Below are 16,992 nucleotides of genomic sequence, written 5' to 3' on the forward strand. Positions count from 1 at the left end.
CCCGTCAGCCGACCATGCCGGCGACTTTGGCTATCACTTTATCCACGATACCGAGGTGGAGAAATTCCACGACCAGGAAAGACAGGGTGATCAGCAGACCGACGACGCCCACGGCGTATACCCACCGGTCGCGCTTGCGCTGCTTGGCCACCTGTTCCTCGTCCCGGACCTTGGGGATGACCGCCAGCACGGGCACGCCGTACTCCTTGAGGTCGTCCAGGGTCTTGATGCTGGGATTGATCAGGTCCAGAAGGATGATGAGGCCGATACCCAGGCCGATCCCGCCCGCTATACCCATCAGGATGATGAGCGGCCGGTTCGGCTTGGAGGGCTGGGTGGGCACCACCGCGGGGTCGAGCACCCGGAAGGACATGGACTTGTCCTGAAGCTCCATCTCCTTGGAGACCTCGGACTGTCCATAGCGGGAAACGAGCTTTTCGTAGATGATCGTCTCGTTGTGCAGCTTGCGCTGCAATTCCGCCAGCTCGCTGCGCACGGCCGGGATCCTGCGGAGGATGTCCCGATTCCTCTCGATCTCTTCTTCCAGATTTTCCTTCGTATTCTCAAGCGAGGCCAGCTCCACTTTGAGGGACAGGTACTCGGAGGTCCGATACACGGCGTTCAGCTCGGACGTGCCGCTGGACTGGAGCCGCTGCTTTGTCGCGGCGATGGCGTTTTCCAGCTGCCTGACCTTGGGGTGGCTCTCCGTATACCGGCCCCGCATGGCGTCCAAGGCCTTCTGCTGCGAGTCCAGCTGCTGCCTGAGCGGCGTGTTGCTGACCAGCAGGTTCTTGGACGTCTTCAGCGCATTGATGCGGATGTTCAGTTGATCGAGCCGCGAGCTCGCGTCGAGGAGTTCGCCCCGGATGGCCCCTTCGTCGGCGAACAGCACCTGGCCGGCCTCGGCCTTGAACTTGTCGATCTCCTGTTCCGCGGCGTCGATGCGCTTCTTGAAGACCTCGATCTGCTCGGCCAGGAACTGGGTCGCCTCAAAGGACTCCTTGCGCTTTGTCGAGGTGTTCTCCTCGATGTACAAACGGGTGAGGGTGTTGACCACATCCCGGGCCCTGACCGGATCGACATCTTCCAGGGATATCTTGAACACGCCCCTGCGTTCATCGAGGCTTACCTGGATACGCCTCTGCAACCCCGCGATCATGGCGTCGAGATCGCGAGCCGAGGTGGCGTGGACATCCATATCCAGGGCCTTGATGACGTTGAGCACCATGGTCCTGGAGAGCATGGTCACCTTGATGGCCTTGATCTTCATGTTCATGGACGGCGTGATGGCGATACCCTTGACCAGGTCGCTGATGACGTTCTGCTCGATGAAGACGGTGGACCTGGCATCATACTTCTTGGGCATGACGTATGCGGCGACGATCGCCGCGAACATGACGACGAGAGCGATGGACACCAAGATCCCCTTGCGCTTCAGCACCAGGTGCACATAGCGCATGATATCGAAGCTGCCTTCGTTGGAAAAGGCATCTGAATGCGGATTGGCCATTGCTTTTCCTAGAAGAAGCTTTCGTGCGCGATGATGTAGTCACCGGCCTGGAGCTGGACGTTCTGCTTCAAGTCGCCCTTTTTGATGAGGTCCTTGGTGCGAACCGGGATGCGCTCCTTCTTGCCGTCGACGGTGCGGACGATGACGATCTCGTCCTCGTTGGCGTACTTGTTGAACTCGCCGGCCATGAGCAGCGCGTCCAGCACGGTGAGCCCGTCCTGGTAGAGGATCGCCTTGGGCTGGTTGACCGCGCCGACCACGTACACATTCTGATCGTACTTGACCGGCATGAAAATGGTATCCCCGGGTTCCATGCGAATATCCTTGGTAAAGTCGCCCCTGTAAAATAGTCCGTAAAAATCGGACATCACCTTTTTCCCGTCGCGATAGACGTAGGCCTTGTGCAGATCGGCCCGGGCCAGAGTGCCGAGGGAGGCGAGCACGTGCAGCAGCGTCGTCCGCTGGGGCATATCGAACACCCGGGGCTCCACGCCGCCACCGACCACGAAGATCCGGCTGTTGACGCTCTTGAGCAGGGAAATATTGAGGATCGGATCCTTGATCAGGGTTGCTATGCTCTTTTGCAACCGCTCCTTGAGTTGGGGCAGCGTGCTGCCCGCGGCCTCGATGTCATCGACGCCCGGCATGGATATCTTGCCGTCGGGCCTGACAATGACAGTGGAATTCAGTTCGTCCTCGCCCCAGACGTGCACGGCCAGTTGGTCGCCCTCGCCGATCACGTAATCGTCGGCGAGGCCGACCGCCGGTGCCAGGAGCACCAGGGCCGCAACCAAAACACATGTTTTCAAGATACCACCGAAAATCTGCATCCCTCTCTCCTTTTTCTAGCGTCCGAGCTTCTTGACCATGACGGCGATGGTGTCGATCATGATCCTGAAGTCGAAGAACAGCGAATAGTTTTTAATGTAATACAGGTCGTAGCGCAGCTTTTCAATGGCGTCCTCCACCGAGGCGCCGTAGGGGTAGCGGACCTGGGCCCAGCCCGTGATGCCGGGCTTCACGAAGTGGCGCTCGGAGTAGTATGGGATGACCTTCTTCAGGTTCTTGACGAATTCGGGCCGCTCCGGGCGAGGTCCCACCAGGCTCATGTCCCCGATCAGCACGTTGAAGAGCTGCGGGATCTCGTCGATGCGGGACTTGCGCAGGAACGCGCCCAGCTTGGTGACGCGGTTGTCGTTCTGCTTCGCCCACACGGCGCCGGATTCCTTTTCGGCGTCCTGGCGCATGGAGCGGAACTTGTAGATGACGAAGTTTTCGTCGGCCTTGCCCACCCGGATCTGCTTGAAGAGCACGGGGCCCGGGGAGTCCAGTTTGATGACCAGGGCCACCAGGGGCAGCAGCGGCGAGACCAGGACGATCCCGATCAGGGACAGGACGATGTCGCCGATGCGCTTGAAGAAGCGGCGCAGCCCCATCATCTTGAACCCCTTGGAGAAGATGAACCAGCTCGGGGTGATGTTTTCGAGCATGAGCTTCCCGTTGACGCGCTCGTAGAACTCGGGGGCGTCCAGGACCTCCATGCCGCTGAGCTTGCAGTTCAGGATCTCCTGCAGGGGGAAGGCCCCGCGGCGCTCGGTCAGGGAAATGACCACCTTGCTGGCCTTGGCCTTCTTGGCCCGCTCGAGGATCTCGCGGGTGGGGTTGTCCACCTGGGCCTCGGGATCGGACCACTGGCCGGGCACGCACTCGATGAAGTCGCGGAACTGGTAGCGGCCGCCAGAGGCCAGGGCCAGCCCCTTCATCTCCTCGGCCAGCTTGCCGTTGCCCACAATGACCACACGGTGCACCATGCCGGGGATCTTCTGCCAGTTCCTGGAGAGCACGATCCAGCTCGACTGGAACAGCCCGAACAGGCATAGGACCAGGAGGACCATCTCTTCCAGACGCATGAACAGGCCGGTCTGCCAGTAGACCAGAAAGGCCACGTTGGTCGCCAGGATCAGGCTGATGAACAGGCTGGGATATCCGTCCGTCTTGTCGCCCTTGGTGGCGTACAGGGTCATGTGCACGATGCAGGACGAGACCAGAACCACGGCGACCAGGGCCGCCAGGTCGTAGTAACGCCCGCGGAAAACCGTCAGGACCTCGCTGAAGTCGTTAAAAAACAGCAGCGAGCCGAAAACGAGCGCCAATGCCAGGGACAGGAAGTCCTTGAATACTCTAAGCGATGCTATTGCTACCATGATCGTCTCTCCCTCTTGATCAAGCGCACCTATTCGCCGTCAATAGACTTAAGCAGTTTGCGGGCGTCCGTGCTCATTTCGCACTGGGGGCAGTCGGCCACGGCCGTCAGCTTGGCCTTGGCCCGCTCCCTGTCGCCCGCCTTGTAATAGGCGTAACCGAGATGATAATTGATGTTCTGGTCCTCGGGCTGCGCCGACGCCGCCTTTTCGAGGACGGTGACGGCGGTGTCCGCCTTGCCGTTCACGGCCAGGGCGTAGCCGAAGGTATCCATGATCGAGGGGTTCCACGGGGCCTGCAGATAGGCCTTGTAGGCCAGGCGCAACGCCTCGGGGGCCGTCTTGGGATTCTCCACGTAGATCATGGCCAGGTTGTTCAGTGCCGGGATGTATCTGTCGTTCAGTTCCAGCGCCCTGTTGTAGCTGGTGGTCGCCTTGTCCCTGCGGCCGGTCGTCAGGTAGACGTCGCCCTGCATGGCGTGGGCCTGGAAGGATTTCTCATCGCTCTTGATGACCGAGTCGAAATAGGCCAGGGCCTTGGGGTAGTCGCCCAGGCTGGAGTAATAGCGGCCGAGTTGCAGCAGCAGGACCGGTTCGGGGCCGCACTTGGCCACGCCCTCGTCCAGGGCCTTGCCCCAGTCGCCGGTCCGCCCGGCGTTCATGTTCACGTCGGCCAGGATCAGGTACCCGCCCGGATTCTTGGGGTTGAATTCGCACATCTGGCGGGCCGCGGCCACGGCCTTGTCGTATTCCTTCATGAGCACGTAGGTCCGGGTGCGCAGGCTGAGCCCCGCCTCGCGGTTGATCTTTTCGATCTCGTTGCTCATGGTCAGCACATCTTCGTACCGCTTCAGGGCAAAAAGGATGTCGGCCTTCTGCTGGACCAGCCTGATGTTGTTGGCGGACTGGGCCAGTCCTTCATTCACGACGGCCAGCGCGCCTTCGTCATCACCGGCCTTCCGGAGACTGCCCGCATACGCCATGTAGGCGGCATCATCGCCGGACTTGATCGCTTCCTGGTAGACCGAGGCGGATTCCGCACCCTTGCCGAGGGTATCCAGGACCACCGCCTTGGCCAGCAGGGCCCTCATGTACCCGGGGCGCTGGGCGAGAAGGGCGTCGTACTCGGCCAGAGCGCTCTCGGTGTCCCTTTCGGCCAGATCCATGGACGCGAGCATCATATACGGGGCCGGGTTCTTTTCATCCAGGGAGCGGGCTTTGCCCAGGTACTCCCGCGCATCGGCGGAGTTCTTGTCCAGGAGGGCCATGCGGGCCAGTGAGACATACAGCGGCACGTCGTCCCTGGTATCCTTGAGGCCATCCTTCAGGACCTTAAGGGCCAGGTCCTTGTCTCCGTTGCGCAGATAGAAGCTGGACAGCACGAGACGGGGACGGATGCTGTCGGGAGCCGCGTTCATGGCGCCCTTGAGCGCCTCCTCGGTCTCGCCCATCTCGCCCTGCTCGTAGTACAACGCACCCATCTTGATGAAGGCGTTGGCGAAATTCGGGTTCTTATCCGTGATTTCCTTCAGCTCGCTGAGGGCCTTGCCCGGATCGCCCTTGGCGGTGTAGGCGTCGCCCAGAATAACCCGGGCCAGGACGTTGTTGGAGTCGACCTCGATGATCTTCTGGGCCTCGGCGATGGATTCGTTGAAGCGCCTCTGCTGGAAGAGGATAAGGCTGATCATCTCGCGGGCCTTGAGAAACCGGTCGGACCGGTCGGCGGCCACGCGCAGCTGGGAAATGGCGGTTTCCAGGTCGCCCATGCCGTAGTAGCTCATGCCGAGGTAGAAATAGCCTTCGACATCGGGCTGGATGGACACGGCTTCCTGGAAGGCGTTGACGGCCGCCTGATAGTCCTTCTTGGCATAGCTGACCATTCCCGTGAGCATCTTGCCGAACGGCATCTTGGGAGCACCGGACTGGAGTTCCTTGGCCAGGGCCAGAACGCCGTCGTAGTTGCCGTCGGCCATGAGCGTCTTGGCGTAGAGATACTTGGCGTAGCCGTCGGTGGGATGGGCCTTGACCAGGGCCTTCATGGTGTCGCGATACGTCTCCTGGTCGTTCTGCATGCCGGCGAGCTTGGCCTTGAAATACAGCCCTTCGCGATTGGTCGGGGAGGCGGCAAGCAGGTTGTCCACGAGTTCCTTGGCCCTACCCGGATTGTCTTGGGCCAGGGACAACTGCGCCAGGGCCAGTTCGGCCTCTTCCTGGTTGGGGTCCAGGGCCAGCGCCTTCTCGAACATGGCCTTGGCCTCGGCCTCCTTGCCCTGCGCCCATTCGGCACGGCCGAGCAGGCTGAACCCCTCGGCGGACTTGGGTTCCTTTTCCGTATACGCGGCCAGAGCCTCGGCGGCCCCCGCGTAGTCCTGGCTGAACAGCTTCAGGCGGCCCGTCTCGAGCAGCAATTCGGCGTCATAGGGGTTCTGTCGGGCGTACTTCTCGAAGCTCTTTTCGGCCTGGTCCAGTTTTCCCGTTCTCAGGTAGGCCTTGCCCAGGGCGAAGCGCGCCTCCATCTTTTCCGGAGACTGCTCGAGCAGTGTCTTGAAGATGACGATGGCCCCCTGATAATTCTTCTCCTGCATATAGCGCTGGCCTTCGGCCATGAGATCGGCTTCGGAGTTCTGTCCGCACGCGGGCAGCGCGCCGGCCAGGAAGAGTAGGAAAAATATGGATGCGACTCGAGCTTTCACAACAGCCTCCAGAGAGATGTCAATTGTCGTTCGCGGCCAGCAGTTCGGCCGCCAGGACGACCAGTATTGCGATAACCATGCCAAGTCACATTATAATGAGTATCATTCAGAAATTATTGACAGTATACTGTAAAACCCTCTCTCGAATAGGTGTTTGCATACGCCTTTTGTCCGGGAAACCCGGACACGATTACAATGGCAATCGGCCTCGAATTATTCCTGCTTGTTCCTGAAGCCGGGAGCACCTTGGACACCGCTTCGGGCGAAGGGCAACAACGGCCCATCGGTATCCCGACTTCCATGTTGGAGTTTTCCACAGCCTGCCCGATGGCGGATCATTTTTTCTACGGAAAAGGCCGAAACGCTTCATGCGCCGCAAGCCTCCCCAAAGTGGGGTCTGGCACCCCGCACCGAGCCCGTATTTTCACTATTTTCTCTATATTTTTTCTAAATATTAATAATCTGAATCTCTGCCGCTATAAACATCAAGCATATCAATATCAGTTCTTATTCCGATTTTTCCGGATTTCTCGGACAACCGTGCTCCGAGCATATATGAACGGCCCGGCCCGCATGTTGACATTGTGTTAAAATGCTGCGCCGGGCCATGGCGACGAGCCCCCTCGGCTCCCCGTAACTTCTTTGCGGCGCTGAGGAAGACAAAGAGCCGGTAACTTGATACGGATAGGGCTATATTCCAGAAGAGCGACCTTGAATGATATACCGCATAGCCAGACAAAATCTCTTTCACGACAGGGTGCGCCTGTGCGTGACCCTGACCGGTATCGTCTTTGCCGTGGTCCTGATCACGGTGGAGATCGGGCTCTTTCTCGGCTTCACCCGGACCATTTCGGCGGTCATCGACAATTCCGGCGCGGACGTGTGGGTCACTTCCCGGGGGGTCAAGAATTTCGACATCGCTCTGCCCTTGAAGGAGCGCAAGTATTACGAGGTTCTCTCCCTGCCCGAGGTCGGGGACGCGGCCAAGTTCATCATCCGGTTCGCGGACTGGAAAAAACCGGACGGGCTTCAGGAGTCCATCGAGATCATCGGCTACGAGACCGACAAGGACATGGGCGGCCCGTGGAACTTCGTGCGCGGCTCGGGCAAGATGCTCGACCTGCGGGACGCCATCGTCATCGACCAATTGTACATGGAGAAACTCGGCGTGACCCGGCTGGGCGAGCAGGTGGAGATCAACAGGAAAAAGGCGCGGGTGGCGGCCCTGACCCAGGGGATCCGGTCATTCACCACCTCTCCCTACGTGTTCGCCTCCCTGGACGCCGCCCGGAGCTATACCATTCTGGAGCCGGGCGAGTTCACCTACCTGCTGGTCCGGGGCAAGGACGGGGAGACCCCGGGACGCCTCAAAAAGGCCATTTCCAACAGGGTGGACAACGTGGACGTGTACACCACTCCGGAATTCAGCGCCAAGACCCAGCGCTACTGGATGTTCAACACCGGGGCGGGCACCGGGCTGCTCATCGCGGCCTTCCTCGGCCTGGTGGTCGGCATGGTCATCGTGGCCCAGACACTGTACGCCACCACCCTCGACCACATCGCCGAGTTCGCCACCCTCAAGGCCATGGGCGCGCCCAACAGCTACATATATTCGATCATCATCGTCCAGGCGACCATCTCCGCCCTGCTCGGCTACTCGCTCGGCATCCTGGCGGCCAGCATCATCTCGGACATGAGCGGTTTTTCGGCCATGGTCATCGTCCTCCCCTGGGGGCTCAAGCTGGCCATGCTCGGCCTGACCCTGTCCATGTGCATCGTGTCCGCGATCATCTCCATCCGCAAGGTCATGCGCCTCGATCCGGCGCTGGTCTTCAAGGGCAGATAGCATGCCGGATTCCCGAACCGTCATACGCATAAAAGGCGTCTCCAAGCATTTCGGCACCGGGGACAACCTGACCTACGCCCTGAGGGACATCTCGCTTTCGGTGGACCGGGGCGAGGTGCTGATGCTCATGGGCCCGTCCGGCAGCGGCAAGACCACCCTGCTCTCCATCATGGGGTGCATCCTGCGGCCCGACGCGGGGACCCTGGCCATCGACGGGATCGAGGCCACCGGGCTGAGCGACCGCAAGCTTGGTCAACTCCGTCTCGAGCACCTGGGATTCATTTTCCAGGAGTACAACCTCTTTCCGACTCTGTCCGTGGCGGACAACATCCTCGTGGCCCTGCACCTGCGGGGCATCACGGGCGCGGAGGCCCGCAAGCGCGCGCTGGCCGCCCTGGAATCCGTGGGGCTGGAAGCCAAGGCCGACTCCATGCCCGAGACCATGAGCGGCGGCCAGAAGCAGCGGCTGGCCATCGCCCGCGCCCTGGCCGGACGGCCGAGCATCATCCTGGCGGACGAACCCACCGCCGCGCTGGATTCCGCCAACGGAAAAATGATAGTGGAACTCATGACCGGACTGGCTCATGAGCGGAACCATTGCGTGGTCATGGTCACCCATGACCCGCGCACCATCGGCTACGCGGACCGGATGCTGACCATCGAGGACGGCGCCCTGGCCCCGAACGCAACCACGCCTACCGCCGGCGGATAGAAGCATGAAAACCGTTATCGCCATCATCGTCATCATCCTGGGAGCGGCCATGTTCGTCCATTGGCGGTACCCGCAATGGCTCGACGACTATCTGCCCGCCACGGACCGGCGGACCGAGACCTTCGGACAGATGCCGGAGATCGACAGGCAGTCCCCCTGGGTGGCCGGATTCGGCAAGGTGGAGCCCGTCTCCCAGAACCGCCGCCTGGCCTTCGAGATCAGCGGCCTGCTGGACCAGGTCCCGGTCAAGGAAGGCGACGCGGTGAAGCAGGGACAGGTGGTGGCCCGGCTCAGGAACGACGAATACGCGGCCCGGCTCGAAGCGGCCCGGTCCGATGCCCAGGCCCTGAAGGCGCAATACGACAAACTCATGGCCGGAGCGCGACAGGAGGAAAAGACCGAGACCCTGTCCGTGGTCCAGCGGACCAAGTCGGTCATGGAGAACGCCCGCGTGGAGATGAAACGGCGCAAGGAGCTGCTCGCCCAGAACCTCATCGCCAAGGAAGAGGTGGACCGCACCGAGACCGAATACCTGGTGGCCGAAAAGGAGTATGAAGAGGCCCGCCAGCGCTATCTGGTGATGAAGAACTTCTCGCGCAAGGAAGACATCGCCGCGGCCTGGGCGCAATACGAAGCGGCCGTGCAGCGGGCCGTGGACATGCAATCCCAGCTGGAGAAGACCCGACTCAGAAGCCCGGTGGACGGCAGGGTCCTGCGCGTGCACCGCCAGCCCGGCGAAAACGTGTCCATATTTTTCGAGTGCCCGGTGCTGACCGTGGCGGACATCAGCCGCTACCAGATCCGGGCCGAGATCAACGAGAAGTACGCCGCCCTCCTCGAACCGGGCCAGGAGGCGTACTTCACCTCGGAGGCCTTCGGCAGCCTCCGTTTCAAGGGCAGGATCGAACGGGTCGGCAGCATGACCGGCCCCAAGACCGTGACCCTCGACCTGCCGCAGGAAAAGGCCGACACAAAGGTCCTCGAGGCGATCATAGCCCTGGACGACCAGGACGGCCTGGTCACCGGGCTGACCGGAGACGTCTTCATCCTCACCAGCGAAAACTCCGGCCTGGTCAGAAACCAGGTAGGGGCCGGCGCAACCGACTAATAAAAATGAAACAGAGCAATTACGACCTGCTGGCGCGGGTCATTCCCTTCGGCCTGTACATGGCCTTCGTGGCCGTACTGGAGATCCCGAGCCTGCTCGGGAACGAACCATTGTCCCCGGCCTTCATCCTCGGCCTGTATCCGGTCAAGATCGCCCTGGTCTGCGCCGCGCTTGCGGCGTTCAGGAAATCCTACACCGACCTGGACTGGGGCTCGCTGCGCCAGGCGAGACCCACCGCCCTCAGCGTCGTCACCGGTGTCGCCGTCTTCATCCTGTGGATCAACCTGGACCTGCCGTGGGCCGTTCAGGGCGAACTGACCCCGTACGATCCCACCCAGGCCGCGCCGGGCTGGGCGTATGCGCTCATATTCGCGCGGGTGGCGGGCGCGGTCCTTGTCGTGCCGATCATGGAGGAGCTGTTCTGGCGCTCCTTCCTGGTCCGCTACCTGATCGACCGGAACTTCATGGCGGTCCGTGCCGGAACCTTCACCCTGTTCACCTTTACGGCCACGGCCGTGCTGTTCGGCCTGGAGCATCAGCTCTACCTCGCCGGCATCCTGGCGGGCCTGGCGTACAACGCCATCTACCGGAAAACGGCAAGCCTGATCCAGTGCGTCCTCAGCCACGCGGTGACCAACGGCCTGTTGGCCGCCTACGTTTTAACCACTCAGAACTGGCGGTTCTGGTAGGCCGAAAAACTGTAAAAACCACCCCAAAAACCTGTCGGAACCCTTAACACATTCCCCCTTCCGCCCAGCTCTTTCGATGCAAAATAACGCGAATTCAAATAGTTATAGTTTGGCACGTCTACTGCAACAAACAGGGCAACTTTGAACCTAATACCAAAAGGGGCCCGTTATGAAGAAGTTGTTTATGTATTTTGCACTGGCGCTGGCCGTGCTCGCCATGCCCGCCATGGCCCAGGCCGCCAACATCTACGGATGGACGCTGGATCTCTCCGCCTACGGTGGAAGCACTATCTCCGACATCGACCAGCTCAGTGTCTATGGACAGGGCTTGATCGACCAGAGCTACGGCGGTAACGGTCAGCTTGACGCTGGCGATCCCTTCAGCGTCAATTCTCTCCTCTACACCGTCGGTTATACCGACGGCAACGGCGTCTACTACAACAATCCCAATTGGGGCGGCGGGAACGAACTCTTCTTCGCCTCGGACAATCTTAAGGGTATCATCACTAACGTGGCTCCCGATGGGAGCTTCAACTACCAGTACCAGAGCGGTGACATCACCATGTACTTCGGCAACAGCAATGACCTTGCCGGATCGACCGCGCTTGCCAAGATGTCCCTGTCTTGGGGGCTGGGCGATTCCACCAGTGAGAACAATGGCGGCGCGGCCCTGGCTGGTCAGACCGACCTGGGCATCAAGATCCTTACGACGGTTCTCGCCAATGGGCTGATTTGGTTCGACAAGGCGGATTACCCGGAACTGGCTGGCGACTACCCCTGGCTGTCCACTTTCTTCACCTTTGACCTCTACAACAACCTGAACCCCAACATTAACCCGCCGAACCCGGATTTCGGCGCCGACGGCTTCACTGCTACCGTCACCACCGGTGGCGACATCACCCTGGTGGCCACTCCGGAACCGTCCACCTTCCTGATCCTCGGCTTCGGCCTGCTCGGCCTGGTCGGCTTCCGCAGGAAGTTCAGGAAGTAAGCAGTAAGTCTTACAACCCCCGATACGGTATCAAGCGGGTGTGGCGAAAGCCGCACCCGCTTCATACTTTTGGCGGCCTGACAGGCCGCCGCTTTCACGTCCAGCGCCTCTGCCCTGCTTCCCCTTGCCCGCGCCCACACGGCGAGTGTTTCTATATCCGACATCAACGGCACCTACCTGAATGGCCGCCCACCACGCCGATATTGCGTGTAACGAGAACCGGGCCAAGCGTTTTATGCATGAAAGGACACGAGCGCACGCTAAAAAACATGAGCGGCCAAGGCGAAAACGCCCCGGCCGCAGCGGAAGAACGGTGCCGGAATCCCCGGCTAGATACGGAAGGATTCCACGGGACGGCGGTAGGTGCCGAAGTGGATGGGCTTGCCGAATCCGGCCCGGAAGAGCATGACCGGCCCCTGGGCCCAGGCCTTGGGGAAGAGTTCGGCCAGGCTGGCCCAGACCGTGCCGAGCATCTCCCGATGCCTGGCGGAAAAGGCCTCGGGCCCTTCCAGCAGCCAGCGCAACCGGAAGAGCGTGACCGCGGTCATGGGCTGCATACGCAGATTGTAATGGGTCAGGGTCAGCCAGACCCGCTGCAGGGCGCGGCCGCCCCGGAGGAAGTCCGCGATGCCGGTGCCGGGCACGACCAGGAGACCGGCCCCGCCGCTATGGCGGATGCCCTTGGCGGCGATGGACGCGCCCACCCGGCTCGCGCCGAAGACATTGGCCACCCGCATGGTCTTCCAGGACTTGGTCGCCTTGAGGAACAATTCGCCCCCCAACCCCGCCTCCAGGTTCTTGAGCGGCAGGCCGTCGCGGGTCTCTTTGGCCGCCTCGGGCGTGAACCGGACCATCTTGACCAGGTGCTCATGCAGGTCCCGGCGCTCCATGCGGATGCGGTCGGCAAGAAAAATGGCGTCGGCCAGCTTGTTCAGCCGCTCCGGCGTGTTGATCCAATCGAGATTGCCGCCCGCTTCTGCCCCCACCACGGCGAGACGGTTGAATATCCCGGCCGGGATCTGCCGCTTGCGGTACGGTTTGCGGTTGGTATGCCGCCGCCAGAGGGCGTCCACCAGGATGTCCTCGCGCGGGGTCCCGGCCCGCGTAAGTTCGATGGCGGCAGCCAGGTCGGGACTGTCGGGGGTCGGGCCGAGGGCGACGGTCGGCGTCAATCCGCAGGCTTTTGCCGCGATGGCGATGTTCTCCACGGCCGCGCCCGAGGCGATGGCCGTGGCCAGGTTGCCCACATTGAAAAAGGAATCATCGGCCGCAAGGTCCATGCGCACTTCCACGCCATGGTCCCCGGCCTTGAAACGCCACGGCTGGACGTTGTCGCCGGACGGCGCCTGGACGCCCGCCTTGAGCAGGTAGTCGTACACCGGCCGCAGACTCTCCCCCTCGGCGGGCAGCTTGGGCGCGGCCACGGGCTCGCAGCCCACGCGCTTGGCCCGCTTGAGCATCACGTTTTCGAAGAGCCAGGCCTTGAGCCGCTGGCCGCAGGACTTGTTGCCCTTGCGCAGCCTGCCCCGGCAGACCTTCCGCAGATAAGGATCGAACTGGATGTAATACGGGGCCGGATGGACGCCCTTGCGCCCGAGCAGCAGCCGCACCACCTCGGTGGCGGCCAGGGCCGAACACATCTGGCAGCCGATGATCGTGGACGGGCCCTTGCCCAGGTCGAAATCGACCACCGAGGAGTCCATGTACCGGGCGTGGGAGGCCTTGGGCGCAAGCCCCATGGCGAAATGAAGGTATTTGCGGGTCTCCTCCATGTTGTCCGTGATGTCGAAATACTCGTCGAACGACATGCCGCCCGGCGTGAAGACCAGCAGGGCCGAACTGAAGCCCAGCGGCCCGGCGGTGATGACCGGGATGCCCAGTTCCTTGGCGCGGTTGAAAAGCATGCGCCGGACGTCGAAGACGAAAAAGTCCAGGCCGTCCACAACCACATCCACGTCCTTGAGGAACGCGTCCACGTTGTCCGCGTTCAGCCCTTCGGGGAACTTGGCGACCTCGATGTAGGGATTGACCGAGAGCGCCTCCCCGGCCATGACGTCGAGCTTGGACTTGCCGAAATGCTGGACCCGCGCCCCGAACTGGCGGTTCATGTTGGCGGGCTCGAAGGAGTCCATGTCGGACAGGTGGAATTTGCCGACCCCCAGGCGGGCCAGGGTGACGACGTGCACGCCGCCCACGCCGCCCAGGCCGGGCACGGCCACCCGCGCGTTGATGAGCCGGTCCATGTCCGCGGCGTCCAGGAAGCCGATGGTTCGGGAAAACGCCTCTTCGTTGTAGGCGTAAATGTCCCCGAGCCCCCACTGTTCGGCTATGGCCCTCAGAGCGGCTGCCTGATCCGTGTCGGCCATGGCTACACCGTCACCGGGTATCTCATCTGGATGTCTTCCGCGCTGTACAGGGCCTTGTGGTACAACGTCTCGACGTACTGCAGTTGCTCGCTGTCGAGGCTGTCCAGGATCTCGGGGCGGACCTGGAAGAAATACCGCGCCGCGTCGTAATCCAGGGGGATGTTCCGCGCGCCGCTGAATTTCATGTACTTGTCGACCCCGGCGTTGTGGATGCGCCGGAAGAAGGTATACAGATCGGTCTCGAACTCCTGGTCCCTGAACGTCTCTTCCAACTTTTCCCAAAAAATGTCGTAATTGATGCGCAACCCCACGGCCGGCGCGCCCACCGGAGCGTAGAACCGCTCCTCGGCGAACTCCTCGAACATGAAGATGGCCTTGTAGAAGGTGACGTGCTTGGGATTGACCATGATCAGGATGTCGTTGACCTTCGCCTCAAGGGCATACTGAAAATACGCTTTGCCCAGGAACATGAGCAGGTTGTGCCAACGCCCTTCGCTGGGGGTGGCCAGGGCGCAGATCTCCGCGACCTTGCGGCCCTGGGCGCGCAGTTCGTCGATCTCCGGCTTGTACAGCGAATCCATGGGCAGGCCGAAGAGCTCGGAATCCTCCACCTGTGTCAGGGTGGAGATGACGTCCTTGTAGCTCTTGAAAGTGAAGACGCAGGTGGTGGGCAGCAGGCTGTGGATGCCGTAGTGGAGTTGCGCCGGATGGGGCTTGGTGATGTACCCCACCAGGTCGTATTCCTTGTAGACGATATTGAACGCCTGCCGGTACTCGTCCAGAGTCTCGGCGATCTTGATGGCGGGCTTGTCGATATCGTCCAGCTTGTTCTTGGTCAGGGACGATCGCCTGATGCGGATCGTCCTCCGCTTTTCGATAGCCTTGACTCGCTCTTCGCGGCTCACCTGCTCAGCCACGGCCTTCCTCCTGTCTCAATGTATCGGATTGCACATTGCCGCGCGGATGCAGTGTTCACAATGACGGCACCGCACCGCAAACACCCCGTGGGCGTCTGAAAACATACTGCCAGATTCGGGTACGATTGGCTACCCGCACACATCCGTTTTACAATAAAAATACGTGATGTGCGAAGCCGTTTGAACAAATAATAACATGCGGAAAAAGCGATATATGAACAGGGATGCATCCATGGACAAGATATTTCTTGTCCAACGCCCACTTCAGCACAATGCTCGGCTTGAAAACGCAGTGAATCCGGGCAATAGCGATATCGCGCCGCCGAGTTCCCCGGACGGTTTCAAAAGACATCCTGTTTCGCTCACAGGGCACCTGCCGGCATGAGGCTTGTTTCGCCTCTTCCCGTCTGGCGACAGGACCGTTTCAATTGGTGTATCGGGGCAGACTGCCCCTGCCTTTTCGGCAACGAGCACATGCCTTGCGGCTTAGGGTCCCGCTTGCGAGGCAAAAGGCCGGTCAATCTCCACGGAACCAAGTTCCGAAAGCCTCGTGAACCGTTTCGAGCCCGGCCCCGTCAATCCTGCTCGGCTTCGGAGGCTTCGGCTTCCACCGGCCTCATGCTTATGTATTTATGCACTATCCAGCTTCCGACGGTGGTTAAATAGACGACGTATACCCAAGTGTAACGCATCATATTGTGCCCCGTCAGCCCCGCCACAAACAGAATAATGATCAATTGCTTAATCCCGACACCCGTCTTGGATACAAAATCCATGACGCGCACCTCGTTATCAAGTTCCGGGTGCCGACCGTATAGTACAGCCAACTTGCGTCCGGTTTTTGCAATCCAATTCGAGCGGAAGTAGCACAGGGAAAAAAGCAATGCGAACGGGATGGTACCCAGCAACCCGGTATCGGATAAAAGCTGTGCCACAAGATTATGCGATTGCAGTCCCTTAACACCATCCGGCCATGTAAATATCAGGTTATCCGGCCCGACCCCCATCAACGGATGTTCCTGCCAGACCCTTATACCCTGCTTAAAGCCCAATATCCGGCCTTCGGCCGACTCGTGCGCACTGCGGGCATTCGGCGCCACGCTGGGGTCGATCAGAGAATAATAGCGGTCACGCATCTCTTGAGGGATCACGTTCCAGACGACGAAAAACATCACGACAGCCAGCATGATGTACATGAACTTCCTTTTGCTTTTCCCGAAAAGCAAAAAAAAGAAGACGAAACATTGAACCAATCCGCTCCGCGACCCGGTCTGAAAAAGGCAGAAAAGGGATGCCGGAACATAGGCATATAAAACATAACGCATTTTTTTCGATATTACATCGGTCCGAAGAAGCACCCAAAGCATGGGGTAGGACAGGACCAATGTGGACGAAAACGAATTTGACTGCCCATAGGTATTGTCAAATCCTATCATCCTCGTCATTCCCATGGTGTATTGGAATCTGCCGCCCAGGAACTCCCTGAGCGACAAGAATACGTACAGCGCCGTGATGAGCGCCATTAATTCAATCATTTTCATATATCCGCGCTCATCATGAATGGCGAATATCATCATGATGAACACGATACACTCAGTCGTATATGTATAGACTGCGTTGTATGAATTGCTGAAGTCTATTCCGAACAGAGCACAAATCCACAGAGCCGAAAAATACAGCAGGAAAAGGACTACAATTGAATCAAGTTTTATCTTTTTACGGGGGAATATGGCGAAAGCCACAAGCACAATAATGAGATAAAATCTCTCAATGTGTAAATCACCAAGAAAAGTGAAGTGCTCATATGGACGAACGATAAGAAGAAAAAGACTGCCTGCCAGCAAGTATAGCATTATTCCAACCACATATGATCACACGTTTCAGATCGGAGAAGGAAGACCTCTATCCAACCGTCGGCTTCTGCATTCAATTCCGTTGCCGCGGTCAACGCACAAACAA

General features: G+C 60.1%; 13 protein-coding genes. 6 read left to right on the forward strand and 7 right to left on the reverse strand.

Features of this window, described 5'->3' with window-relative positions:
* Window positions 1–4: 4 nt before the first annotated feature.
* From ACR42D_RS15595 to prsT, 4 genes are read right to left on the reverse strand one after another with little or no spacing between them, the layout of a single operon-like run.
* Window positions 5–1,510, reverse strand: coding sequence for an XrtA system polysaccharide chain length determinant (locus tag ACR42D_RS15595; RefSeq protein ID WP_484567713.1), 1,506 nt, complete (start codon window positions 1,508–1,510; stop codon window positions 5–7).
* A gap of 8 nt (window positions 1,511–1,518) precedes the next feature.
* Complete coding sequence (locus ACR42D_RS15600; RefSeq protein ID WP_484567714.1) at window positions 1,519–2,319, reverse strand: polysaccharide biosynthesis/export family protein; 801 nt, start codon at window positions 2,317–2,319, stop codon at window positions 1,519–1,521.
* 36 nt (window positions 2,320–2,355) lie between these two features.
* The gene (locus ACR42D_RS15605) at window positions 2,356–3,714 is read right to left on the reverse strand and encodes a TIGR03013 family XrtA/PEP-CTERM system glycosyltransferase (protein ID WP_484567715.1); all 1,359 of its coding nucleotides are present in this window, start codon (window positions 3,712–3,714) and stop codon (window positions 2,356–2,358) included.
* Between the two features lie 29 nt (window positions 3,715–3,743).
* On the reverse strand, window positions 3,744–6,404 hold the full coding sequence (prsT, locus tag ACR42D_RS15610; protein ID WP_484567716.1) for an XrtA/PEP-CTERM system TPR-repeat protein PrsT: 2,661 nt from the start codon (window positions 6,402–6,404) through the stop codon (window positions 3,744–3,746).
* A gap of 195 nt (window positions 6,405–6,599) precedes the next feature.
* Between prsT and ACR42D_RS15615 the strand changes: the two genes are divergently transcribed.
* The 6 genes from ACR42D_RS15615 (at window position 6,600) to ACR42D_RS15640 (ending at window position 11,750) form a co-directional block, all read left to right on the forward strand.
* On the forward strand, window positions 6,600–6,995 hold the full coding sequence (locus ACR42D_RS15615) for a hypothetical protein (protein ID WP_484567717.1): 396 nt from the start codon (window positions 6,600–6,602) through the stop codon (window positions 6,993–6,995).
* Between the two features lie 124 nt (window positions 6,996–7,119).
* Complete coding sequence (locus tag ACR42D_RS15620; RefSeq protein WP_484567718.1) at window positions 7,120–8,250, forward strand: ABC transporter permease; 1,131 nt, start codon at window positions 7,120–7,122, stop codon at window positions 8,248–8,250.
* 1 nt (window position 8,251) lies between these two features.
* A complete protein-coding gene (locus tag ACR42D_RS15625) occupies window positions 8,252–8,962 on the forward strand; it encodes an ABC transporter ATP-binding protein (protein WP_484567719.1) in 711 nt (236 codons plus the stop codon).
* Between the two features lie 4 nt (window positions 8,963–8,966).
* Window positions 8,967–10,070, forward strand: a complete 1,104-nt coding sequence (locus ACR42D_RS15630; RefSeq protein ID WP_484567720.1) for an HlyD family secretion protein — start codon at window positions 8,967–8,969, stop codon at window positions 10,068–10,070.
* Between the two features lie 5 nt (window positions 10,071–10,075).
* Window positions 10,076–10,759, forward strand: a complete 684-nt coding sequence (locus ACR42D_RS15635) for a CAAX prenyl protease-related protein (RefSeq protein WP_484567721.1) — start codon at window positions 10,076–10,078, stop codon at window positions 10,757–10,759.
* A 169-nt stretch (window positions 10,760–10,928) separates the two neighbouring features.
* A complete protein-coding gene (locus ACR42D_RS15640) occupies window positions 10,929–11,750 on the forward strand; it encodes a PEP-CTERM sorting domain-containing protein (RefSeq protein ID WP_484567722.1) in 822 nt (273 codons plus the stop codon).
* Between the two features lie 329 nt (window positions 11,751–12,079).
* Here ACR42D_RS15640 and ACR42D_RS15645 read toward each other — a convergent pair whose 3' ends face one another.
* The 3 genes from ACR42D_RS15645 to ACR42D_RS15655 form a co-directional block, all read right to left on the reverse strand.
* The gene (locus ACR42D_RS15645) at window positions 12,080–14,116 is read right to left on the reverse strand and encodes a ThiF family adenylyltransferase (RefSeq protein WP_484567723.1); all 2,037 of its coding nucleotides are present in this window, start codon (window positions 14,114–14,116) and stop codon (window positions 12,080–12,082) included.
* Between the two features lie 2 nt (window positions 14,117–14,118).
* Entirely contained in the window at window positions 14,119–15,033 is a 915-nt protein-coding gene (locus tag ACR42D_RS15650) for an N-acyl amino acid synthase FeeM domain-containing protein (RefSeq protein ID WP_484567724.1), read from the reverse strand.
* Between the two features lie 575 nt (window positions 15,034–15,608).
* Entirely contained in the window at window positions 15,609–16,886 is a 1,278-nt protein-coding gene (locus tag ACR42D_RS15655; protein WP_484567725.1) for an O-antigen ligase family protein, read from the reverse strand.
* Window positions 16,887–16,992 lie beyond the last annotated feature (106 nt).

It is taken from the genome of Pseudodesulfovibrio sp. lm2024 (assembly GCF_051175575.1).
Classification (GTDB): domain Bacteria; phylum Desulfobacterota; class Desulfovibrionia; order Desulfovibrionales; family Desulfovibrionaceae; genus Pseudodesulfovibrio; species Pseudodesulfovibrio caledoniensis.